Annotated in this window: 16 protein-coding genes; 10 read left to right on the top strand and 6 right to left on the bottom strand. The window is 40.0% G+C overall.

Translation table 11 applies throughout. The annotated features are described in order from the left end of the window. Positions 1-25: 25 nt before the first annotated feature. Both grpE and PESP_RS10420 read right to left on the bottom strand, forming a co-directional pair. On the bottom strand, positions 26-640 hold the full coding sequence (grpE, locus tag PESP_RS10415; protein WP_089347978.1) for a nucleotide exchange factor GrpE: 615 nt from the start codon (positions 638-640) through the stop codon (positions 26-28). Positions 641-698: 58 nt separating this feature from the next. Further along, positions 699-1,664: an HrcA family transcriptional regulator gene (locus PESP_RS10420; RefSeq protein ID WP_089347979.1), complete on the bottom strand. Its 966-nt coding sequence runs from the start codon at positions 1,662-1,664 to the stop codon at positions 699-701. A gap of 291 nt (positions 1,665-1,955) precedes the next feature. On the opposite strand from PESP_RS10420, the gene nadK reads away from it, so the two are divergent. The 3 genes from nadK (at position 1,956) to recN (ending at position 5,232) form a co-directional block, all read left to right on the top strand. Then, positions 1,956-2,840 (top strand): NAD(+) kinase, encoded by an 885-nt coding sequence (nadK, locus tag PESP_RS10425; protein WP_089349146.1) that lies wholly within the window; start codon positions 1,956-1,958, stop codon positions 2,838-2,840. Positions 2,841-2,917: 77 nt separating this feature from the next. Then, complete coding sequence (locus tag PESP_RS10430) at positions 2,918-3,484, top strand: hypothetical protein (protein WP_089347980.1); 567 nt, start codon at positions 2,918-2,920, stop codon at positions 3,482-3,484. Between the two features lie 74 nt (positions 3,485-3,558). After that, complete coding sequence (gene recN / locus PESP_RS10435) at positions 3,559-5,232, top strand: DNA repair protein RecN (protein WP_089347981.1); 1,674 nt, start codon at positions 3,559-3,561, stop codon at positions 5,230-5,232. Positions 5,233-5,696: 464 nt separating this feature from the next. Here recN and PESP_RS10445 read toward each other — a convergent pair whose 3' ends face one another. Further along, entirely contained in the window at positions 5,697-6,815 is a 1,119-nt protein-coding gene (locus tag PESP_RS10445) for a GGDEF domain-containing protein (protein WP_245852065.1), read from the bottom strand. Between the two features lie 463 nt (positions 6,816-7,278). On the opposite strand from PESP_RS10445, the gene PESP_RS10450 reads away from it, so the two are divergent. After that, entirely contained in the window at positions 7,279-7,815 is a 537-nt protein-coding gene (locus PESP_RS10450) for a hypothetical protein (protein ID WP_089347983.1), read from the top strand. Between the two features lie 59 nt (positions 7,816-7,874). Here the strand turns inward: PESP_RS10450 and PESP_RS10455 are convergent, their stop codons facing one another. Both PESP_RS10455 and gltB read right to left on the bottom strand, forming a co-directional pair. Then, positions 7,875-9,290, bottom strand: coding sequence for an FAD-dependent oxidoreductase (locus PESP_RS10455; protein WP_089347984.1), 1,416 nt, complete (start codon positions 9,288-9,290; stop codon positions 7,875-7,877). 9 nt (positions 9,291-9,299) lie between these two features. After that, positions 9,300-13,757 carry a glutamate synthase large subunit gene (gene gltB, locus PESP_RS10460; RefSeq protein WP_089347985.1) on the bottom strand — a complete coding sequence of 1,486 codons (4,458 nt, stop codon included), beginning with the start codon at positions 13,755-13,757 and terminating at the stop codon, positions 9,300-9,302. 699 nt (positions 13,758-14,456) lie between these two features. Between gltB and PESP_RS10465 the strand changes: the two genes are divergently transcribed. From PESP_RS10465 to PESP_RS10490, 6 genes are all read left to right on the top strand, one after another. Then, positions 14,457-15,710, top strand: coding sequence for an efflux RND transporter periplasmic adaptor subunit (locus tag PESP_RS10465; RefSeq protein ID WP_089347986.1), 1,254 nt, complete (start codon positions 14,457-14,459; stop codon positions 15,708-15,710). Between the two features lie 42 nt (positions 15,711-15,752). After that, positions 15,753-16,463 (top strand): ABC transporter ATP-binding protein, encoded by a 711-nt coding sequence (locus tag PESP_RS10470; protein ID WP_089347987.1) that lies wholly within the window; start codon positions 15,753-15,755, stop codon positions 16,461-16,463. A 3-nt stretch (positions 16,464-16,466) separates the two neighbouring features. Then, entirely contained in the window at positions 16,467-17,780 is a 1,314-nt protein-coding gene (locus PESP_RS10475) for an ABC transporter permease (RefSeq protein WP_089347988.1), read from the top strand. 12 nt (positions 17,781-17,792) lie between these two features. Further along, positions 17,793-19,001, top strand: coding sequence for an ABC transporter permease (locus tag PESP_RS10480; protein ID WP_089347989.1), 1,209 nt, complete (start codon positions 17,793-17,795; stop codon positions 18,999-19,001). Positions 19,002-19,070: 69 nt separating this feature from the next. Further along, the gene (locus PESP_RS10485; RefSeq protein WP_089347990.1) at positions 19,071-20,402 is read left to right on the top strand and encodes a sigma-54-dependent transcriptional regulator; all 1,332 of its coding nucleotides are present in this window, start codon (positions 19,071-19,073) and stop codon (positions 20,400-20,402) included. Then, positions 20,402-21,715, top strand: coding sequence for a sensor histidine kinase (locus PESP_RS10490; RefSeq protein WP_089347991.1), 1,314 nt, complete (start codon positions 20,402-20,404; stop codon positions 21,713-21,715). The genes PESP_RS10485 and PESP_RS10490 overlap by 1 nt, the downstream gene beginning before the upstream one ends. 89 nt (positions 21,716-21,804) lie before the next feature. Here PESP_RS10490 and PESP_RS10495 read toward each other — a convergent pair whose 3' ends face one another. Then, positions 21,805-22,143: a Grx4 family monothiol glutaredoxin gene (locus tag PESP_RS10495; protein ID WP_004588110.1), complete on the bottom strand. Its 339-nt coding sequence runs from the start codon at positions 22,141-22,143 to the stop codon at positions 21,805-21,807. Positions 22,144-22,313 lie beyond the last annotated feature (170 nt).

The raw sequence follows: 22,313 nt of genomic DNA on the forward strand, positions 1-22,313 counted from the left end.
GGCATTTTTTAAAATAAGCTGTTAATTAAACATCTGCTGCTTTAGAAACCATTACCATTGCAGGGCGTAATAAACGACCATTCAATGTGTAACCTTTTTGCATAACAGCAAGTACTGTATTTGGTGATACATCGTTACTTGGCTGAATAGACATTGCTTGATGGAAATCAGGGTTAAATTGCTCACCTTGTGGGTTTACAATTTCAACGCCAAATTTAGCAACGGCATCGTTAAAGCTCTTAACCGTCATATCAATACCTTCAAGTAACGGCTTTAATGTTTCGTTTTCTTTATCAGAAAACTCAATAGCGCGCTCTAGGTTATCAATAACAGGTAGTAATTCGTTAGCAAATTTTTCAAGTGCAAACTTGTGTGCTTTTTCTACATCTTGTGCAGCACGACGACGAATGTTGTCTACATCTGCAGCGGCGCGTACAACGCCATCTTTTTGATCAGCAATTGTTTGCTTAGCAGCTTCAAGCTCTGCGTAAAGCATCGCAATTTCAGCTTCAGGGCTTTGCTCTTGATCCGCTTCGTGTTGCTCTGCAGCTTCTACCGCTGCTTCAACGTCAGCTTCCATTTGAGCTACTTCTTCGTTTAGTTCTACTTCTTGCTCTGGGTTTTGTGTCTGCTCAGACATAAAATACGTGCTCCAATTCTTTACAACTGCGGTAATTATGGGGATTGAATAAAAAGATTCAAGAGTTAGATGGCTCTAATAATTTAAATTCTTGGATTAATTGTTCAATTTGCGCTGATTTAGGGCAAATTATACAAAAGCGGCTTTGATATTCTTGGTTTTGAAAGTACGGCACGCTTATAACAATTAGCTCATTACACTCTGTAAACGGCAGATTTTCGGTGTTAAGCACCGAGACTCCGTTTTTAAATGCGAGTTTATCTTCAACAAAATTTAAAAAAGAAACACCAATATTTAGGCTTTGCTCACAGTCTACTTTTTTATATAAGTAGTTTTCACCCACCACAATGCTGTTATCAGAGCCAAGCTTTTGGCTTAGCTGACGAGTCCATTGAGTGAGCGAGTCATGACAATTACGTGGTGCTGTATTTGCCATCGCCTGCATTCTGTATAGGCCTTCCATTAAGGTTTGCTGGCTAAACACCGTGTTTAACCATGTAGCAAATTGATAGCGCACAGCATCTGATGAGTCATCGGGCTTATTAATGCAAATGTTGTGGCTTTGCCCTGCTCTGTCTATTAACAAAACAAGCCAATCATTAGAGTCAAAATCAAGCACTTCTACTCTAAACACTTGCTGTGAGCTTGCTTGTGGCAACCCCACGCAGCAACACACTTGGTATTTTTGACTAAGTCCGTGGGCTAGTTCAACTAATTGCGCTTGCTCTGGTTGCCAATAATTAGCAATGTCGGCCAATGGAAAAAACTCGTCAAACCAATAATCAAACCCCTGGTTTGTGGGTACTCGTCCAGCCGATGTATGCGGCGAATATAATAAGCCTACTTTTTCAAGACGCGCCATCGCATTACGTACGGTCGCAGAACAAACCGCCATGCCTTTTTGCTTGGCAATTTTTGTTGATGGAACCGGTAACCCTTCACCATTACAGTAAAGACTCATTACAGCTGAAAAAATTTGTTGATCTCGCGGGTTTATATTCATGTTATCTACATCTTGTTGCATGAAAGAGATATCGGGGCGGTTCGAGTAAATTCAAGACCAAAACATACTTTATGTCTCCTCGTTTAGTTGTATTGTAAATAATAAAACCACCTTTGGTGGTATTCTATACAGGTGGGTATTTCGATAGAAAATCAAAGCTAAGTTAAAACTTGATTAGCGGGCATTAATCGCTGAGCTTATAACGCTATATAAGCGCTTTAATTGAATCATTATCATATTGCTAATTCTGTGTTTTCAAACACTTCTATTTTGAGTTACCCTACAAATATTATTACTTTTATTGCAGCCCTTATGCACTCTCCATTTAAAACGATAGGCCTTATAGGTAAACCTAACCACCCAAAAGCTGCGGCCACTTTAGAGCGCTTGCATACGTTTTTGTCGGCACTTGGCTTTAGCGTTATTGTAGAAAAGCGCACCGGTGGGCAATTATCTGACGTACCTAAAAACAATAAAGTTGATTTAGTAACCTTAGGTGAGCAAGCGGATCTGGCTATTGTAGTTGGTGGCGATGGCAATATGTTAGGGGCAGCCCGTGTACTTGCACGCTTTGATGTAGCCGTTATTGGCGTAAACAGGGGTAACTTAGGCTTTTTAACTGACTTAAACCCCGAGGGTTTTGAAGGTAGCTTAGAGCAGGTGTTAAGTGGTGAATACCTAGAAGAACAACGCTTTTTATTAGAAGTAGAAGTGTACCGTCATAATGAGCTTAAAAGTGCTAATTCTGCTGTAAACGAAGCAGTGCTTCACGCCGATAAAGTAGCGCACATGATAGAGTTTGAAGCATTTATAAATAATGACTTTGTATTTTCACAGCGCTCAGATGGAATTATTGTATCCACGCCCACTGGCTCTACAGCGTATTCTCTCTCTGGCGGTGGCCCTATTTTAACGCCTGAGCTAAATGCCATATCGTTAGTGCCTATGTTTCCTCATACATTGTCGAGCCGCCCTTTAGTGGTCGATGCCGATAACGAGGTAAGACTAAAATTGAGCCTAGAAAATACCGACAGCCTACAAGTAAGTTGCGATAGCCACGTTGTTTTAGCTGTATTGCCAGGTGATGAAGTGGTTATTAAAAAAGCGGATAAAAAATTACGCTTAATACACCCTAAAAACTATTCTTACTACAACGTTTTACGTACTAAATTGAATTGGGGCAGTCGTTTATACTAATTTTATTGCCAAGCGTAGTGCTTTAGCGCAAAATACTAAGCGAAAAATAATTAACTATAAATTAGGAATATCTAGCAATGACTTATGTTGTTATCTTTGCTTTGTTATTACTTATCACTCTATTAGGTGCTTATATTAGGGTTGAAAACAATAGAAAAAAAGCAATTGAAGCTAAAAAAAAGCAATTTAACGAGCGTGTTTCCCAAGTAAGCTCACGCCTTAAAGCTAAGTTAAATACACTATTAGAAGCCAAAATAATTAGACCTAAATATGTAGCTCAAATTCAGGCAATTGTGACTAATTTTTTTGTAGTGCAAGCCCACACCGACGATAACCTCCAACACCTTGAAGACTTAAGCGATGACTTAGTAAGTACCCTTTCGAGCGAACTTGCTAAAGCAGTTCAAACTGAGCAAAGCCAACCTTTACAGGATAATATACAGTACTTTGTTTCAGAATTACCGCAACAAGGCATACTTTATAACAAAGCATTTTATAACGAAATATTGCCGTCGTTAATTGTACAAATTAAAACGCAAACACCACAAGACTCCACCACAGGCACTGAAAACACTGACGATAGCTTACAAACTATCAGTGCAGATCAAAGCGCACAGTTTTCACGAGATGTAAGTGTTGCTTAAAAAATAAAAAATAATTTGCAAAAAACCAAAACACTGTATAAATTAACAGTTAATTCACTGGATGGATAAACAGTATGTTAATTGGTTTAGAAATTAAAAATTTTGCAATTGTAAGTAACTTAAGCACCGAATGGCATGGCGGTATGACCGCTATTACTGGCGAAACAGGCGCTGGTAAATCAATTGCTATTGATGCCCTATCACTTTGTTTAGGCGAACGCGCAGAAGCCTCTGCGGTTCGCCCCGGCACAGACAAAGCTGAAGTATGCGCACAATTTGACTTAACTGCCCTTCCACTAGCGAAAGCTTTTTTAGATCAACACATGTTAAATAGCAACGATAACGAATGCTTACTAAGACGTGTGGTATGCAAAAATGGGCGTAGCAAAAGCTATATTAACGGAAGCTCCGTTACCGCTTCGCAGCTCAAAGAGCTTGGCCAGTATTTAATTTCTATTCATGGGCAACACGCTCATCAACACCTTTTAAAAGCAGAGCATCAATTACAACTGCTTGATGCATACGCAGGACATAACCAACTTGTAAAAGCGGTTAGCCAAAGCTTTAAGCTATATGCAAACCTACAAAAAGAGTTTAAACAACTTGAGCAACAGCAACTACAACAAGCAGCTCAAAAACAACTACTCGAATACCAAGTTGCCGAATTAGACGAATTTGCCCTACAAGACGGTGAGTTTGAGCAAATTGAAGCTGAACATTATAAATTAAGTAACAGCCAAACTATTATTGAAGCCTGCCAACGCGAACTTCAGCACCTTTACGAGGGTGATGAACAAAACGCCTGTTCAATGCTTCAACACAGTGCTCAACAGTTTGCTGAACTTGCACACTTTGATGAAAGCCTAGCAAGTGTTGCAGCATTACTTGATGAAGCAGCAGTACAAGTTGAAGAAGCAAGCCGTGAAGTACGAAACTATGCCGAACAAGCCGATTTAGATCCTGCACGTTTAACCGAAGTAGAAACACGTCTAAGCGGTGCTATGGACTTAGCCCGTAAGCACCATATAAAACCGCAGCAGCTTGCTGAGTTTCACCAAGGCTTAACACAAGAGCTTGAGTCAATAAGTTATAACAGCTCTCGTTTAGAGCAGCTTGGTGATGAAATTGAAAATGCACTTGTTGCATACCAACATGCCAGCGAACAGTTAAGTGAAAGCCGCCATAAATACGCTAATACACTTAATAACCTAATTAGTGACAGCATGGCTAATTTATCAATGGAAAATGGCGTATTTGAAATTGAGTTAAGCCAGGAGGTTGAACGTACTCCTAATGCCTTAGGCTTCGATAGCGTTTCATTTTTAGTGTCTACAAACCCAGGGCAACCATTACAGCCTTTAGCCAAAGTAGCATCGGGCGGTGAGCTCTCGCGTATAAGCCTTGCCATACAGGTTATTATTGCTCAAAAGGTAACGACACCTACCCTTATTTTTGACGAAGTAGATGTGGGTATATCAGGCCCTACTGCATCGGCTGTGGGTAAATTATTACGCCAACTAGGTAAATCAACACAGGTAATTTGTGTGACCCATTTACCTCAAGTTGCCAGCAGTGCACACCAGCAGTTTTTTGTAGCCAAAGAGATAGCGCAAGGCGAAACCTTTACACAAATGCTGAGCCTTAATAAAGATGGCCGTATTAATGAAATTGCACGCTTATTAGGTGGCGATAACGTAAGTAAAACAGCAAAAGCGAATGCTAAAGAACTTATTATGGCGCATGCTTAGTGATGGCCAAGGTATAGGTGTGGAGTATTATAAATGCAAAATACGATGATGAATGTTTGCTATGTTGCCGGCTGGTTAGCCTTAACGATTAGCTTTTTACTTATAGGATTTAGTAAATTTAAACACGCTAGATTTAAGTTAAAACTATTCACTTTTTTAAACTGTATATTGGCCTATCAAGTTATTTTTACTGTGTGGCAGTGGTTTTTAAATGGCAATGTAACAGTGAATAACCAATGGTTGCTGTTAGTGGCCCAGGCTTTGTGTAGCATCATTTGCTATTTAAGTGTTCAGCGACGCAAAAGTAAAGTACGTCCAAATCTTGATAGCTTTTCTATGGACTAGTTTCCCTATGGACTAGGTTTTTTGTGGATTAATTGCAAAGCTAAATTTTAATAATAAGTGTAAATACCTAAATGCTTTAAATTTTAATAAGCTAACTAAATTTGGGCTAACGACTTAAGTTAAGAGCAAGTACGGTTTTTTCCTTGCTCTTTAGCTTTATACAAAAGCTCATCAGCCAGTTTAATATCTTGTGCTATAGATGTCTCAACCTGGCTTTCTACAAGCCCTATACTTAGCGTTAACGCAATTGATTTACCATACATACGAACATGGTTTTTTTGTAGTTGTTGATGAATTTTTTCAGCAATAGTTTGCCCTTGTTCTTTTGTGCAACTAGGTAAAGCAATTAAAAACTCTTCCCCACCCCATCGCGAAGCCACGCCCTGCTCTGGAATACTTTTTTTAAGCGCAGTAGCTAATTGCGTTAATGCTTCATCGCCAAAGTCGTGGCCATAATTATCATTAATACGTTTAAAATTATCGACATCTGCTAATAAAATAACATACGGTTGCTTGGTTTTTTTATGCACATGCTTTAGCTCAGCAAGCTCTTTCATCATAAAACGGCGGTTAGGTAAATCAGTTAGGTGATCAATTGTGGCAAGACGCTCATTTTTTTGGCTAAGCGCCATTATTTTTTCGTTATATTTTTCTCGCGAGCGCTCATAGAACCCACTTAATAGCGCAACAATAATAAACGAGATCACTACCCTTAATGGCAGTTGTTCTGGCTGGTAATCATAAATATTAAATTTGTCGGTAATAATAAACCCTGCAATTACAGCCAATAAAAAAAGGATGATATCAACAGTCCCTTTTTTTAAACCTCTTACAGAATAAGTAACTGGGGATACAATAAATATCCAAATTGGCCCAGTTCCCTCGGCGCCACCAGAGACCACCAAATAAAGCATTAAGCAATAAAGGTTATATAAAATGGTGGTTGCTGATTTTTCTACAGCGCGATATAAGCTAAAAGCCCACGCATACACACCAGCTGACACTAATAACATAATACCTAGGATTGGATCAGCATGAGAAAACGCATTACATGCCATCGCAAAGGTTGCGATAAATCCAATAGATGAAAAAAAGCGAACTATCAGCTTTCTTTCTTTGTTATCTGAGTATGCATTCATATTATTATTTTTTATTTGCGTGCTTGCTGTTAACCCTGCCAATAGGTTAACAAAGAGTAAGTTAGCTGCAAGTTTGTACTTAAATAGTGCGTTTAGCAAGATTTGGTCGTTATTTATTGGTTAAAAAGGACTTTTTAATACTTTTTCATTTGATAATAGCTAATACAAAGCAAGTATTTTGCTCAATATATTAAAATGATATCAGAGCAATTATCTAGGCTATTAGATTAAATAGTGTCTTGTTCCCCCTTTCCTTAACTTGCACAAGCTTTAATCTTTCAAGCTTTTGAACAGTACAAACTTTAATATAGCCCTTAAATTTATGTTCAAATATCACTCATAGAACAAAAAATAAATGTATTTTTTATGTCTGATGAAACAATTTTGAAATTAAATTAACTTTAAGTTTAACTATTTAGGCTTGATAAAATAAGATTTTTTGGTCATTATTTACCTTAATCAGGGATGAGTACGGTTATTGTATTGTAGGATTCCACGGTAATTACACGCTTCATTGAAAATAATGAAACATAGGATAGTACAATAAATTTAAGGATTAAAAATGAATAAATTTGCTCTTATTATTCCTGCACTAATAGTGCTAACAGGATGCAAAAGTAATGATATTACCCGGGCTGTAAAAGACGGTATTAACGGCGCTGTTAATGGTGTATCAAGTTCTACAAATCAATCAATAACATCATCGAATCAAAGCTCTTATACCACTACCCAAACAAAAGTTTACCCCCATAAAGCAACTAAAGAGCCTAGAGACTATGGCCAAATCCAAGTTATAAAAACGGCAGCTAATCCAAAAAAACAAACTAGAGTCGCAATCAATAAATGTTTACACCCACGCGTGGGACAAGTGAAATGTTCAGCATACATGCATGAAATAAGCCCTGAAGGCTGGGTAGTTGACGCTCAAAGCAACCGTATTTGGCTCGAAACAAGATCAAATAATTACGACAAAGTAGTTCCTTCTGGTACTTACTACATGAAGGTAAAGACCAAAGGCGTTGCTAAAGAAAGTTACGCAACTGGTGATATTAATATAGTACCGTTCGTTACTAATTACGTTGACATAACATTCGAATAGTACAAACGAAAAAGCAAGCCTCTTGGCTTGCTTTTGAAATTATTTAGAAGAACAAATAACTACACTTCTAAATAATCCATAATGCCTTCAGCAGCGTTGCGTCCTTCAAAAATAGCCGTTACAACTAAATCAGAACCACGCACTATATCGCCACCAGCAAATATTTTAGGGTTAGTCGTTTGGTGTGTAAATTCACCTTGTTCTGGTGCGTTAATACCGCCCCAATGGTTAATTTCTACATCGTACTTTTCTAACCAATCCATTTTGTGTGGTTTAAAACCAAACGCCATAATAACTTGGTCAGCCTCAAGTACATGCTCTGAGCCTTGCACTACTTCTGCTCGGCTTCGGCCGTTTTCATCTGGCTCACCGAGTTGTGTTTTAACCATTTTAACACCCGCAACATGGCCATTATCGTCAAGTACAATACCCGTTGGCTGTACATTAAACGTAAAGTTTACACCCTCTTCTTTGGCGTTTTTAACCTCACGTTTAGAGCCTGGCATATTCTCTTCATCACGACGGTACGCACAGGTTACTTTAGCAGCATTTTGGCGAATAGAAGTACGTACACAGTCCATCGCGGTATCACCACCACCCAGTACTACAACCTTTTGATTGGCCATATCAATGCACGCTTGGTTTTTTTCATCGTAACCCATTACACGGTTAGTATTGCCGATTAAAAATGGGAGTGCATCGTGCACGCCTGGTGCATCTTCATTTTCAAGGCCAGCACGCATACTTTGATACGTACCTACACCTAAAAATACCGCGTCGTAGTCAGCTAAAATTTCGTCCATGGTGATGTCTACACCCACTTCAACGTTTAGCTTAAATTCCACACCCATTTCGGTGAAAATTTCACGACGTTTTTGCATTACTTCTTTTTCAAGTTTGAAAGAAGGAATACCAAAAGTAAGTAAGCCGCCAATTTCAGGATGACGGTCGAAAACCACTGGTTTTACACCGTTACGCACTAAAATATCAGCACACCCTAAACCAGCCGGGCCCGCACCAATAATAGCTACTTTTTTATCCGTCCATGTCACGTATGACATGTCTGGTTTCCAGCCCATTTTAAATGCCGTATCGGTAATATACTTTTCAATGTTACCAATGGTTACTGCACCAAACTCTTCATCAAGCGTACATGACCCTTCACACAGTCTGTCTTGTGGGCAAACACGTCCACATACCTCTGGCAAACTGTTTGTACGATGAGAAAGCTCAGCCGCTTCTAAAATACGGCCTGTTCTAATTAATTTTAACCACTGTGGAATGTAGTTATGCACTGGGCATTTCCATTCACAGTACGGGTTACCACAATCTAAACAACGGTCAGCTTGTGAGTTCACCTGGTTCTCTGAAAAGGGTTCGTAAATTTCCACGAAAGATTTTTTACGCGACGAGATTGGTTTTTTGCGCGGATCTACACGCTGCACGTCTATAAATTGATATACATTTTCGCTCATACTGCCCCCTTATTGCGCTTGAACACGAAGTTCTGCGCTACTGCGAGCGCGATGCCCGAGTAAACTTTTTACATCACTTGATTTTGGCTTAACTAGCTTGAACATAGGTAAATACAATTCAAAGTTAGCTAAAATGGTTTCTGCACGGCACGAGCCAGTAAGCTCTAAATGCTCGGCAATTAAGCCGCGTAAATGCTCTTGGTGCGAACTTAAATCATCAAGTGTTACTACTTCAACTAGCTCTGGGTTGATGCGTTTTTCAAAGTCATTTCGCTCATCTAAAATATAAGCAAAACCACCTGTCATACCCGCGCCAAAGTTAACCCCAACATTTCCAAGCACACAAACAACACCGCCGGTCATGTATTCACAACCATTGTCGCCTACGCCTTCTACTACCGCTTGTACACCTGAGTTACGAACAGCAAAACGCTCGCCTGCACAGCCTGCAGCAAATAATTTACCGCCCGTAGCGCCGTACAAACATGTGTTGCCTGCAATAGTCGCTTTATGGCTTTCAAACGATGAGCCCAGTGGTGGGCGAATAACGAGCTTACCGCCAGCCATACCTTTACCCACGTAGTCGTTTGCATCGCCTATTAACGTCATTTCTAGGCCACCGGCATTCCAAACACCAAATGATTGCCCTGCAGTACCATGTAGTTCAATTGCAACAGGGTCAGCAGCCATACCTTGGTTACCGTGTTTAGACGCAATATAGCCAGATAACATAGCCCCTACTGAGCGATCTGTATTACATATACGACTCACAAGCGAAATACCTGATGATGTATCAATTGCTTGTTGTGCTTTACCTAATAACGTTTCGTTTAACTCACCTAAATAATGAGAGCTATTTGGTGCGCTACAAAATAATGTTTCGCCCGTTGGGTTATTAGGCTGAGCAATCACAGATGATAAATCTATTTTCTTTTGCTTAGCTGTTTTACCTTCAATCGCTTCAAGTAAATCTAAACGACCAATTAAATCAGTTAAGTTTGCAACACCTAAGCTTGCCATGATCTCGCGTGCTTCTTGCGCTATAAACTTAAAGTAGTTCATCGCCATTTCTGGTAAGCCATGGTAGTGCTTTTGACGAAGTGTTTCGTCTTGTGTTGCAACACCGGTTGCACAGTTATTTAAGTGACAAATTCTAAGGTATTTACACCCTAACGCCACCATAGGGCCGGTACCAAAGCCAAAGCTTTCTGCACCTAAAATAGCCGCTTTAATAATGTCTAAACCTGTTTTTAAACCGCCATCTGTTTGCAGACGAATACGATGACGAAGGCCATTTTCAACAAGGGCTTGTTGCGTTTCAGCAAGGCCAAGCTCCCAAGGGCTACCTGCATATTTTACAGACGTCAGCGGGCTTGCGCCGGTGCCACCGTCGTAACCCGAAATTGTAATTAAATCAGCGTATGCTTTAGCTACACCCGTAGCAATTGTGCCCACACCTGGCTCTGACACTAACTTAACCGAGATCATCGCTTCAGGATTTACTTGTTTTAAATCGAATATTAGCTGAGCTAAATCTTCAATCGAGTAAATATCGTGGTGCGGCGGTGGTGATATAAGTGTTACACCCGGAACTGAATAACGAAGTTTAGCAATATAAGGCGTTACTTTTTCACCCGGTAGTTGTCCACCTTCACCAGGCTTAGCACCCTGCGCCACTTTGATTTGAATTACATCAGCATTACGAAGGTAATGCGGTGTTACACCAAATCGACCAGAGGCAACTTGTTTGATTCGTGAGTTTTTCTCTGTGTTGTAACGTAGTTTATCTTCGCCACCTTCACCAGAGTTTGAACAGCCACCTAAGCGGTTCATCGCTATAGCTAACGCTTCATGCGCTTCTGGCGAGAGTGCGCCAATACTCATTGCCGCTGAGTCAAAACGCTTATATAGGTTTTCAGCAGGTTCTACATCGTCGACGCTAATGCCTTTTTCAGGTAATTTAAGCGCTAACATATCACGTAAAGTAGCAATTGGACGATTATTAACTAAATCAGCGTAAGCGCCGTAGTCTTTGTAATCTCCAGAGCGTACCGCTTTTTGCAGCGTTTGAATAACATCTGGGTTGTAAGCATGGTACTCACCACCGTGCACGTATTTTAATAAGCCGCCATGGCTTAGTAGCTTACGCTTACTAAAAGCAAGTTTATGCAGCTTTTGCTGATCAATATCAAAATCACTAAAACACGCGCCCTTAATACGACTTGCAACACCTTTAAAGCACATCTCTACCATTGCATCAGATAGACCAACCGCTTCAAACAACATTGAACAACGGTACGATGCAACCGTACTTATGCCCATTTTAGACATTATTTTGTATAAGCCTTTATTAATGGCTTTACGGTACGAAAGTGTTACTTCGCAGTACGATTTTTCAATCACTTTACTGTCGCTCATCGCAACCAGTGACTCGTATGCAAGATATGGGTAAATCGCTGTTGCGCCAAAACCAAGTAGTACAGCAAATTGGTGCGCATCGCGTACGCTACCGGTTTCAATAATAATGTTCGATTCACAACGTAAGTTGTTATCTACAAGGCGCTTTTGCACTGCCCCTACCGCCATAGCAGCAGGAATAGGTAGTTGGCTTTCGCTAAAGTTGCGGTCTGACAAAATAAGCATGACACAACCCGCTGCCGCTTTTTCTTGTGCAGAATCACAAATTCGCGCCACTGCGTTTTCTAAGCCTTCTTCAGCTGTGTAAGTAATATCGATTTTACAGTAGCTGTAATGCTCGTCATCAGCGTTAAGTAGCTGCTGCATGTCTGCATACATTAATATAGGCGTATCGAACTGTAAGCGCTTAGCGTGGCCTGTTGTTTCGTTAAATACATTTTGCTCACTACCAATACAAGTAGCGAGCGACATTACATGGTTTTCACGTAGCGGATCGATTGGCGGATTAGTTACTTGCGCAAACTTTTGACGGAAGTAATCGTAGAGTGAACGATGCCCTTCGCTTAGCACAGCAAATGGCGTGTCATCGCCCATTGAGCCTGTCGCTTCTTGGCCGTTTTCACCCATTACACGAATAACACTATCGAGCTCTTCATTCGTGTAGCCAAACATTTTTTGGTACTTAGCAAGCGTTTCGTCATCAAACGAGCGATTACCCGCGTCTTGCTCAGTAAGTTCTTCAAATGGTGTTAAACGCTTAACGTTTTCTTCAAGCCATGACTTATAAGGGTGGCGTGATTTTAAATCTTGATCGATTTCGTCTGAGTGCCAAATTTTGCCAAGCTTTGTATCGATTACTAATAATTCACCTGGTCCAACACGGCCTTTTTCGACTACTTCATCGGCAGTGTAATCCCATATACCGACTTCAGAGGCAAGTGTAATAAAGCCATCTTGTGTAATAACATAGCGCGCAGGGCGAAGGCCATTACGGTCAAGGTTACATGCTGCAAAGCGACCATCAGACATTACAATACCCGCTGGGCCGTCCCACGGTTCCATATGCATAGAGTTAAAGTCATAGAATGCGCGTAAATCATCATCCATTGCACGGTTTTTTTGCCATGCAGGCGGTACAAGCATGCGCATAGCACGGAATAAATCCATACCACCGGCTAAAAATAGCTCAAGCATATTATCTAAGCTTGATGAATCAGAGCCGGTTTCGTTTACAAATGGCGCTGCGCTTTGTAAATCAGGAATAAGCGGCGATGAGAACTTGTACGAGCGAGCTCGCGCCCATTGACGGTTACCCTCAATCGTATTTATTTCACCATTGTGTGCTAAATACCTAAATGGTTGCGCTAAAGGCCAACGCGGCTGAGTATTGGTAGAAAAACGCTGATGGAAAACACAAATAGCGCTAGTCATACGAATGTCGGCTAAGTCTAAATAAAAGTTAGGTAAATCTGCAGGCATCATAAGGCCTTTATAGATTGTTACTAACCCAGATAAACTTGCAATGTAAAATGACTCATCATGCGCTAAACGCTTTTCTGCACGGCGACGTGCTACATATAAACGGCGTTCTAAATCTTTAGAGCGCCAACCTTCAGGCGCACTAACAAAAATTTGTTCAAAACCAGGTAACTGCTGAGTAGCAATAGGACCTAGCATTGATGGGTCGGTTGGCACTTCACGCCAGCCTAGTATTTTAAGTGTTTCTTGTTCTAATTCTTCACATAAAACCTGTTTTGCAGCTTGTGCTAAAACGGGATCTGAATTTAAGAAAACCATGCCTACGGCGTAGTTTTTACCTAAGTGCCAATTGTGTTCACTGGCTATAGCACGGAAAAAGCTGTCAGGCTTTTGCAGTAATAAACCACAGCCGTCACCAGTTTTACCATCGGCAGAAATACCACCGCGGTGTTGCATGCGATCAAGTCCAGTTATAGCTGTACGTATAAGCCTATGACTAGCCTGTCCATTAACTTGGGCTATTAAGCCAAAGCCACAATTATCTTTTTCTAATTTTGAGTCGTATAACATAGACCCCTCCCCTTGCTGCACTGTTAACGTGAATGAACTGCTCGACGATTTGCTAACAGACGCACAAAACTAGCCTCTATAGTAAATAGAGTCAATATTATTTTGAATACATATTCACATTCTTGAATATTTCTCACTTCAAGGCAAGATTTCTTTTTAACTCATAACTTTTAACAATTAGTGCTTATTTAACCGTTATTTTTTCATGACACTGGTGTCAATTTTAACATTTTGTAAAAACAAAGGGCTTAACAACCGACCCTTTACGTAAACGTAAAGATAAACCACAATGAATAAATATTCACTAAAGTTAAGCTAATTCAGTTAACATTTAGATAGTTTAATATGGTTTTAGGAAATTTAAGGATTAGGATCACGATTTTTGAGCATTCATGAGTATAGTTATTAAAATTCAGCACCTCTTTCGTACATTATTAGTGAATTTTTATCTAACATTGTGTCCGCAGCGGACACATAAACTGTCCGCGGACATAGATATTAAAGTCTAAAAAATAAAAAACATTAAATATCAGCAACCTAATAGTTGGCATGCTAATCGTATAACCTTATACACAATCGCTAATTGGAATTACTATGTTTACTCTGAGCTTATTTTTACTCTCTCCTATTGCAGCTATTTGCACAGCAGTTTTGTTACTGCTGTGCGAAAAATATATAAAAGCAATATAGGAGAGCAAGATGATTAAAGATACTAGCGCACAAGACGTACAGGTAAAATCGCCTGTAAATTATTTTAAACACGCCTTAGTAGCTGCAATTGTTTTAATTATAACCTCTATAACCGCTTATATTTTTTTAACAAGCCATAGCGCAAAAAGCTCTATTAGTCGCTCAAAAGTACAAATTGCTAAGGTACATATTAAAACACTTATTCGAGATATTGCCGCCAGTGGTAAAATTGTTGCTGCAAATGCCCCTCAAGTGTATAGCCCAGAGCGTGGATATATAGATTTAAAAGTAAAAGCCGGCGATACCGTAAAACAAGGCGATATACTTGCTCTATTGCAAAGCCCCGAGTTAACAAACGAATTAAAACAGCAAGAGTCTGTACTTGAAAGACTCAAAGGCGAGCAGCAAAGAAAACATTTGCAAGCAAGGCGCCAAACGCTCACCTTAAATAAAACACTTGATATAGCGAACGTTGAACTAAATGCCGCTGAACGCGAAAACCGCCGCGCCCAACTATCAATACAAAAACACTTGATTAGCCAAATTGACCTTGAAAAAGCCGTTGATGATTTATCTCGAGCAAAACTGACTTATAAACACGCGCAACAAGAAGTGCACCTTGCTAAAGATACGCTCGCCTTTGAACTAAAAGCAGCTAAAAGTGATGTGACCCGCCAACAACTTATTGTTAATGATTTAATCAGAAAAGTAAGCAACCTATCTATTAAGGCTTCCGTTACAGGGATCGTGGGTAACCTATTAGTGCAACAAAAAGCCGCAGTCACGCAAAGCCAACCTCTTATGACACTCGTTGACTTAAGTAATTTCGAAGCCGAACTTCAAGTACCTGAAAGTTACGCGAACGAATTAGGGCTCGGTATGAAAGTAGAGCTTAAGTTGGGCAGTGAAATAGTAATGGGAAATTTGTCCGCCATATCACCAGAAGTTAATAATCGAGAAGTAACAGCACGCGTTCGATTTAAAGGGGGTACTAACAACATTCGTCAGAACCAACGCTTAACTGCACGCATTTTACTCGACAACCGAGAAGATGTATTGCAGATAAAACGCGGCGCATTCATGCAGCAAGGCGGAATTGTTGCCTATAAGGTCGATGGCAATATCGCAAAGCGCATACCTATTACAATAGGTGCCACCAGCATTAATGCCGTTGAGCTTTTGAGCGGGCTAAAAGAAAAGGATGAAATTATTATTTCAAGCTACAGCGACTTTAAACAAGCCGACACGATTTTATTAAATTAAACAGACGTTCTCAGCCAACGCTAAAAATAATTAGGAACAACCATGTTACAAATGAACAATGTAAGTAAAGTATACCAAACAGAAATGGTGCAAACCCATGCGCTTCGAGATTTCAATTTGCAAGTAAACGAAGGCGAATTTATTGCTGTTACCGGTCCTAGTGGCTCAGGCAAAACAACCTTTTTAAATATTGCAGGTATGCTCGAGCCTTTTAACGATGGTCAATATCTGTTAGATGGCGTTAATGTTGGCAGCCTAAACGACAACCAACGTGCTGATTTGCGTAATCAAAAAATTGGTTTTATATTCCAAGGCTTTAATTTAATTCCCGATTTGAACTTGTATGAAAACATAGAAGTTCCTCTTCGTTACCGAGGGGTTAAAGCAAATGAGCGAAAACGTCGAATTGAGCAATGCCTTGAGCAAGTTGGCTTAGTATCTCGCGCTAAACATTTACCTCAACAACTCTCCGGTGGCCAGCAACAACGTGTAGCAATTGCCCGTGCGCTTGCCGGAGAACCTCGTTTTTTACTTGCTGATGAGCCAACTGGTAACCTTGACAGCTTAATGGCACGCCAAGTAATGGAGTTACTTGAGCAAATAAATCGCGACGGTGCCACTATTATCATGGTGACGCATGATAGCGAATTAGCCCGCCGTGCTCCGCGCAATATTCAAGTAGTTGATGGGCAACTTGCCGACTTTACGCTTTACCAAGGTGCGCAAAACATTAAAACAGCATCGGGGGTTTAACTAATGTTTATTCATTATTTAGATTTAAGTTGGCGCAGCTTCAAGCGCACCCCACTGGTTAGCTTTTTGATGGTACTTGCCATTGCGATAGGTATTGGCATAACAATGACCAGCCTAAGTGTTTACCACATGATGTCGGCCGATCCTATCCCGGAAAAAAGCAGCCAACTTTACAGTGTGCAATTACAAACAATGGACGACGGTAGTACGTGGCGGACAGAAGATAACGTGCCACTACAACTTACCTATCAAGATGCAGAGAACTTATTAAAGGCACCCTCTTTAGATAAAAAAGTGGCCATGATGCGTACCGGCTTTTCGGTTTATTTAGACTCTGACAAAATAAAACCTTTTATAGGCAGTGCCCGCATGACAACGCCAGACTTTTTTAGCATGTTTAATTTGTCATTTTTATATGGCGGAACGTGGAGCACAGAGCAAGAAAATTCAGCCGCACCCGTTGTAGTTATTACACAAGAGCTAAACGACAAGCTATTCGCAGGAAAAAACTCCGTTGGAGAACTAATTTACTTAGATGATGCAAGCTATCAAGTAGTTGGCGTTGTTAAACACTGGCCTCTGAATATTAAATATTATGATTTAAATAACGGCGCATTTAATCAAGCCGAAGATTTATTTATGCCCTTTAGTTTAATTAAAGCAAAAGAGCTCGTTAGTTGGGGTAATAGCAATGGTTGGAAGCACGAAAACACGCCAACCTTTGTAGATAAACTGCAATCGGAGCAAGTATGGATCCAGTTTTGGGCAGAGCTAAATACGCTAGAGCAAAAACAAGCCTATCAAAATTACTTATTAGCCTACATGCAAGAACAGCAAAAGCGTGGTCGATTTAATCGTAAACAACTGGAGTATAAACTTCGCGATGTAAACCAATGGATGCAGTACAACAACGTCGTCACCGAAGACAATAAAATTTTAGTGGGCTTGAGCTTTATGTTTTTAGGTGTCTGCTTAGCCAATATTTTAGGTTTACTTTTAGCTAAATTTTTACGCCGAGCACCAGAGGTCGGTGTAAGGCGCGCATTAGGTGCAAGTAAAAGACAAATATTTTTACAGCACTTAGTTGAGGTCGCCATGCTTGGTTTTATAGGTGGCCTACTTGGAATTGTAATAGCACAACTTGGCTTAATGGGCGTAGGGCAAAGCTACAACTACTATGAAAACTTAGCGACTATGGATTTAACCATGCTATTGAGCGCCCCATTAATTGCAATTACAACCTGTATTTTTGCTGGTTTGTACCCCGCTTGGTTAGTGTGCAAAACCAATCCTGCTATTTATCTGAAGAGCCAGTAAGGGAATACCACAATGTTAGAAATAAAACCTATATTTAATGCCTTATGTCGCTCAAAGGTAGGCGCTGTGTTACTGCTAATTCAAATTGCAATCACCACGGCAATTGTCAGTAATGCTGCATTTATTATTCAAGACAGAATTAGCTATTTAAACCAAGAAACAGGCTACCCTGAGCAAGATATATTTAAGTTTAATGTAATGACCTTTGGAAAGGATATTAACTTAAGTCAACAATTTGAGCTTGATGAAACCATGATCAGAGAAATGCCAGGCGTAGTCGATGCAGCGCTAAGCAGTAGCGTCCCGCTATCCGGCGGTGGTAGTGCTTCTAGTTTTAATTTAAAACCAGCTCCACAAGAAGGCCTAAGTGTAAGAACCGCTTATTTCTTTATAGACGACCACGCAATTAATACCTACGGCGTTAACTTAATTGCTGGGCGAAATTTTACCGAAGATGAAGTGCTCGTTACAAATGAAATTACGCAAGAGCGCACCAATGTCACTATAGTCACTAAAGCCCTACTTGATGAGCTATATCCTGAGAGAAATGGTTTAGGGGAAATAGTTTATTTTGGCGACATACCACTTAAAATTATTGGCGTAATTGAAAAGATGAAAGGCCCGTGGCTCAAAGACAGTAAACCCGATAATCTTGCGTTTATTCCTTATATTAAAGCAGCAAGCTATGCACAAGTAGCCGTTCGTACAGAACCTGGTCAGCGAGCCATTGTAATGAAAGAAATAGAAAATGCCATGCTCGAAAATTACAGTAAGCGCGTTATTAACAATATTAAAGGGCTTGATGAATTAAAAAATGAGTACACAGCTCAAGATCGTCTCATGATGCGCATGCTCATCGTATTAATCACTATTTTAGTACTCATAACCGCGTTAGGTATTTTTGGCTTAACCTTATTTAATATTAGCAAACGCACTAAACAAATTGGTACACGCAGAGCAATTGGCGCAAGAAAGTCGGCCATCGTTAGCTATTTTTTAGTAGAAAATGCATTAATTTGTAGCCTGGGTTTAGCTTTAGGCGTAGTAACAGCACTACTGCTTGGGAAAATGTTAATGCAGTATTTTTCTGTCGCGGCGCTACCGCCAAGTTATATAGCAAGCACGGCTATAGCTGTATTTTTAATGAGCCTACTTGCTGTATTAGCGCCAGCCAAACGCGCAGCTAATATTTCGCCAAGTATCGCAACTCGCACTATTTAATAATACGTAAACCACTATGCTACACTGCTTATTAGGCAGTGTAGCCTTTAAAAATTATAAAAATAACCTATGACTCATAAAATACTCATTGTTGATGATAATCAAGCAGTACTCGACGCACTTTCATTATTGCTCGAGATCCATGATTTTTCCGTAGTGACTGCAACAAACCCGTTTGATGCTCTGCAAATAGTACGTTATCAACGAATTGAACTTGTAATTCAAGACATGAACTTTAGTAGCGACACTACCTCTGGCGAAGAAGGTAAAACGCTGTTTTATGAACTACGAGAAATAAACCCACATCTTCCTATTATATTAATTACAGCTTGGACCGAACTTACCACCGCTATTGAGCTTGTAAAAGCCGGTGCTGCCGATTACCTACCAAAACCCTGGGATGATACAAAGTTACTTGTTTGTATTAATAACTTAATAGAGCTAGGCAGTGCTAAAAAAATAATTGCTACACATAATCGCCATCAGCAAGAACGAGACACTACATTTAAAAACGCAGACCTTGCGGGGCTAATATTTAAAAGCACTGCCATGGAGCGGCTGGTCACTATGGCGCTACAAGTAGCTAAATCTGATATATCTGCATTAATTACGGGCCCTAATGGGAGCGGAAAAGAGTGCATTGCGCATATCATTCAAAAAAACTCCCCGCTTGTATCACAGCCTTTTATTAAGGTAAACGCAGGCGCACTGCCACAGGAACTTATAGAGGCCGAACTTTTTGGCGCTGAAGCTGGCGCATATACAGGGATAACTAAACAACGTATTGGTCGATTTGAAGCAGCTGATGGCGGTACATTATTTTTAGATGAGATTGGTAACTTACCGCTCTCTGGGCAAATTAAATTACTGCGCGTACTACAAACTGGCGAGTTTGAACGTTTAGGTTCAACTCAAACACGCAAAGTAAATGTGCGAGTTATCTCTGCGACTAATGAAAACCTGCTACAAGCAATTCAACAAGGTCGATTTAGGGAGGACTTATATTATCGCCTTAACGTAATTGAGCTCAATGTGCCTGCGCTTAGCGAAAGGCAAGATGATATTTTAGCGCTTATTAGCTACTTTTTACCTCACCGAGAACTGACTATAGATACAGAGCATGTACTTAAACACTATACATGGCCTGGTAATGTTCGAGAGCTAGAAAATGCCTGTAAACGTGTAGCGGTACTAAAGCCTACAGGTATACTTTCAGCAGATAACTTTGCACTTTCGTCACCTACTATTACCCCGCAAAGCATAAAAGTTGAACCTAGTAAGCAAGAAATAGAACACGCAATACGCGCTCATCAAGGTGTTATAGCCAAAGTTGCCCGTGAATTTGGTTTAAGCCGACAAGCACTTTACAGACGATTACAAAAGATGGGCATTGATTATTAATGCCAAATATTATTAGTAATTTTACCCTAAGCCAAAAAATTGTCTTGATCTGCGGCGTTAGTAGCGCAATTCCTGTATTCATAATTGCCACACTAAGTGGTTTAGATATGTATTACACCCTGTTTTTAATAATGTTAACACTTGTATTTAGCACCCTACTTTCAAGTGCTCTCGCCAAACCAATACAACTGGGCGTACAATCGCTCGAAACTGGGTTACTTAACTTTAAAGATGGCGAATTCTCTAGCTTGCTCGCGTATAAAAGCAACGACGAACTAGGGAAGCTATGCCAACTATATAATCAAACCGCTAAGCAACTACGCCAAGAAAAACAGTGGATTTACCAGCGCGAGCTAATGCTCGATAAAGTATTACAAAGCTCACCCCAAGCGCTGCTTCTGGTTAATGACAATAGCACTGTGGTATTTAGCAACTTAATTAGTCGTAGTTTATTTAATAGTTCAACTAGGCTTGAGGGTATGCAGTTGAGTAAGTTGCTCGAGAATTCGCCACTGCAATTAGTAGCAGCCATAGAGCACGGTATTGATGGCCTCTTTAATATAGAAATAGAGAATCAAGACTCACAAACCTGGCATTTAGCCACCGGGGAGTTTTTACTCAATAATCAAAAGCATCATTTATATATATTTAAACAACTAACCCGCGAGCTCAGCCGCCAAGAAGTTGCCGTGTGGAAAAAAGTAATTCGCATTATTAGTCATGAATTAAACAACTCACTCGGTCCTATGTCATCTATGCTTCATAGTGCACAATTGCTCGCAAACAAAGTGGACGAGCCTCGCCTTGCCCGTGTATTTGCAACTATTGATGAGCGAATTAGTCATTTAACAGAGTTTGTACAGGGCTATGGCAAATTTGCTAAATTACCTCAGCCACAAAAAACACGCATTAACTGGCAAAACACACTTAATAATTTAAAAAATCACTGGCAATTTAGCTATGAAATTAAAAATTCCCCCCATCAATTGCAAGCAGACCAAGCACAGATTGAACAACTACTCATTAACCTATTGAAAAATGCGCATGAATCAGGCTCTAACATTAATGAGATCTATATTCAGGTCGAATTTGTAACGCAAGCGTGTGTCATTAATGTAAGTGACAGCGGTAAAGGAATGAGCGAGCAAGTAATGGCAAATGCTTTAGTCCCCTTTTATTCGACAAAAAGTACCGGGAGTGGTTTAGGACTTGCCCTGTGCAGAGAAATAGCAGAAGCGCATCAAGGCCATATAAGTTTACATAATAAAATAAAGGGCGGCATAAACGTGCAAGTAAGCCTCCCCTACTCGTAATTTTTATGGTTTGCAAAACAACAAAGCCACTTAAAAAGTGGCTTTGTGTTTAAAGAGCTAAATAACCTGATTGCAGGTCGAGTAGTAAATTACTCTGCGTCAGCTTCTTTATATTTAGCTGCTGTTTCAGTGATCAATGGCTGTAATTCACCACGTTGGAACATTTCTATAATAATGTCACAACCACCGACTAATTCGCCTTCTACCCAAAGCTGTGGGAATGTAGGCCAATTTGCGTATGCTGGTAGTTCAGCACGAATATCTGGATTTAGTAAAATATCAACATAGGCAAATGGTTCGCCACATGACATTAGAGCTTGTGACGCTTGTGAAGAAAAACCACAATTTGGTAATTTAGGCGACCCTTTCATGTAAAGGATAATTGGGTTTTCTGAAATCTGCTGTTTAATTTTATCAATGGTTTCCATCTACAACCTCAAAATGACGATAGCTGAATATACCTAGGTCTTGAAAATAAATCATTATGACCACAGATATATAACTTAAAATGGGCAAATAAAGCCGCAATTGAAATAGTCTTTCGCAATAGCATTGCTGTTTGCTTAAACTTGAGTAAAATACTCAACAATTATAGTAA

The sequence above is a fragment of the Pseudoalteromonas espejiana DSM 9414 genome (assembly GCF_002221525.1).
Classification (GTDB): domain Bacteria; phylum Pseudomonadota; class Gammaproteobacteria; order Enterobacterales; family Alteromonadaceae; genus Pseudoalteromonas; species Pseudoalteromonas espejiana.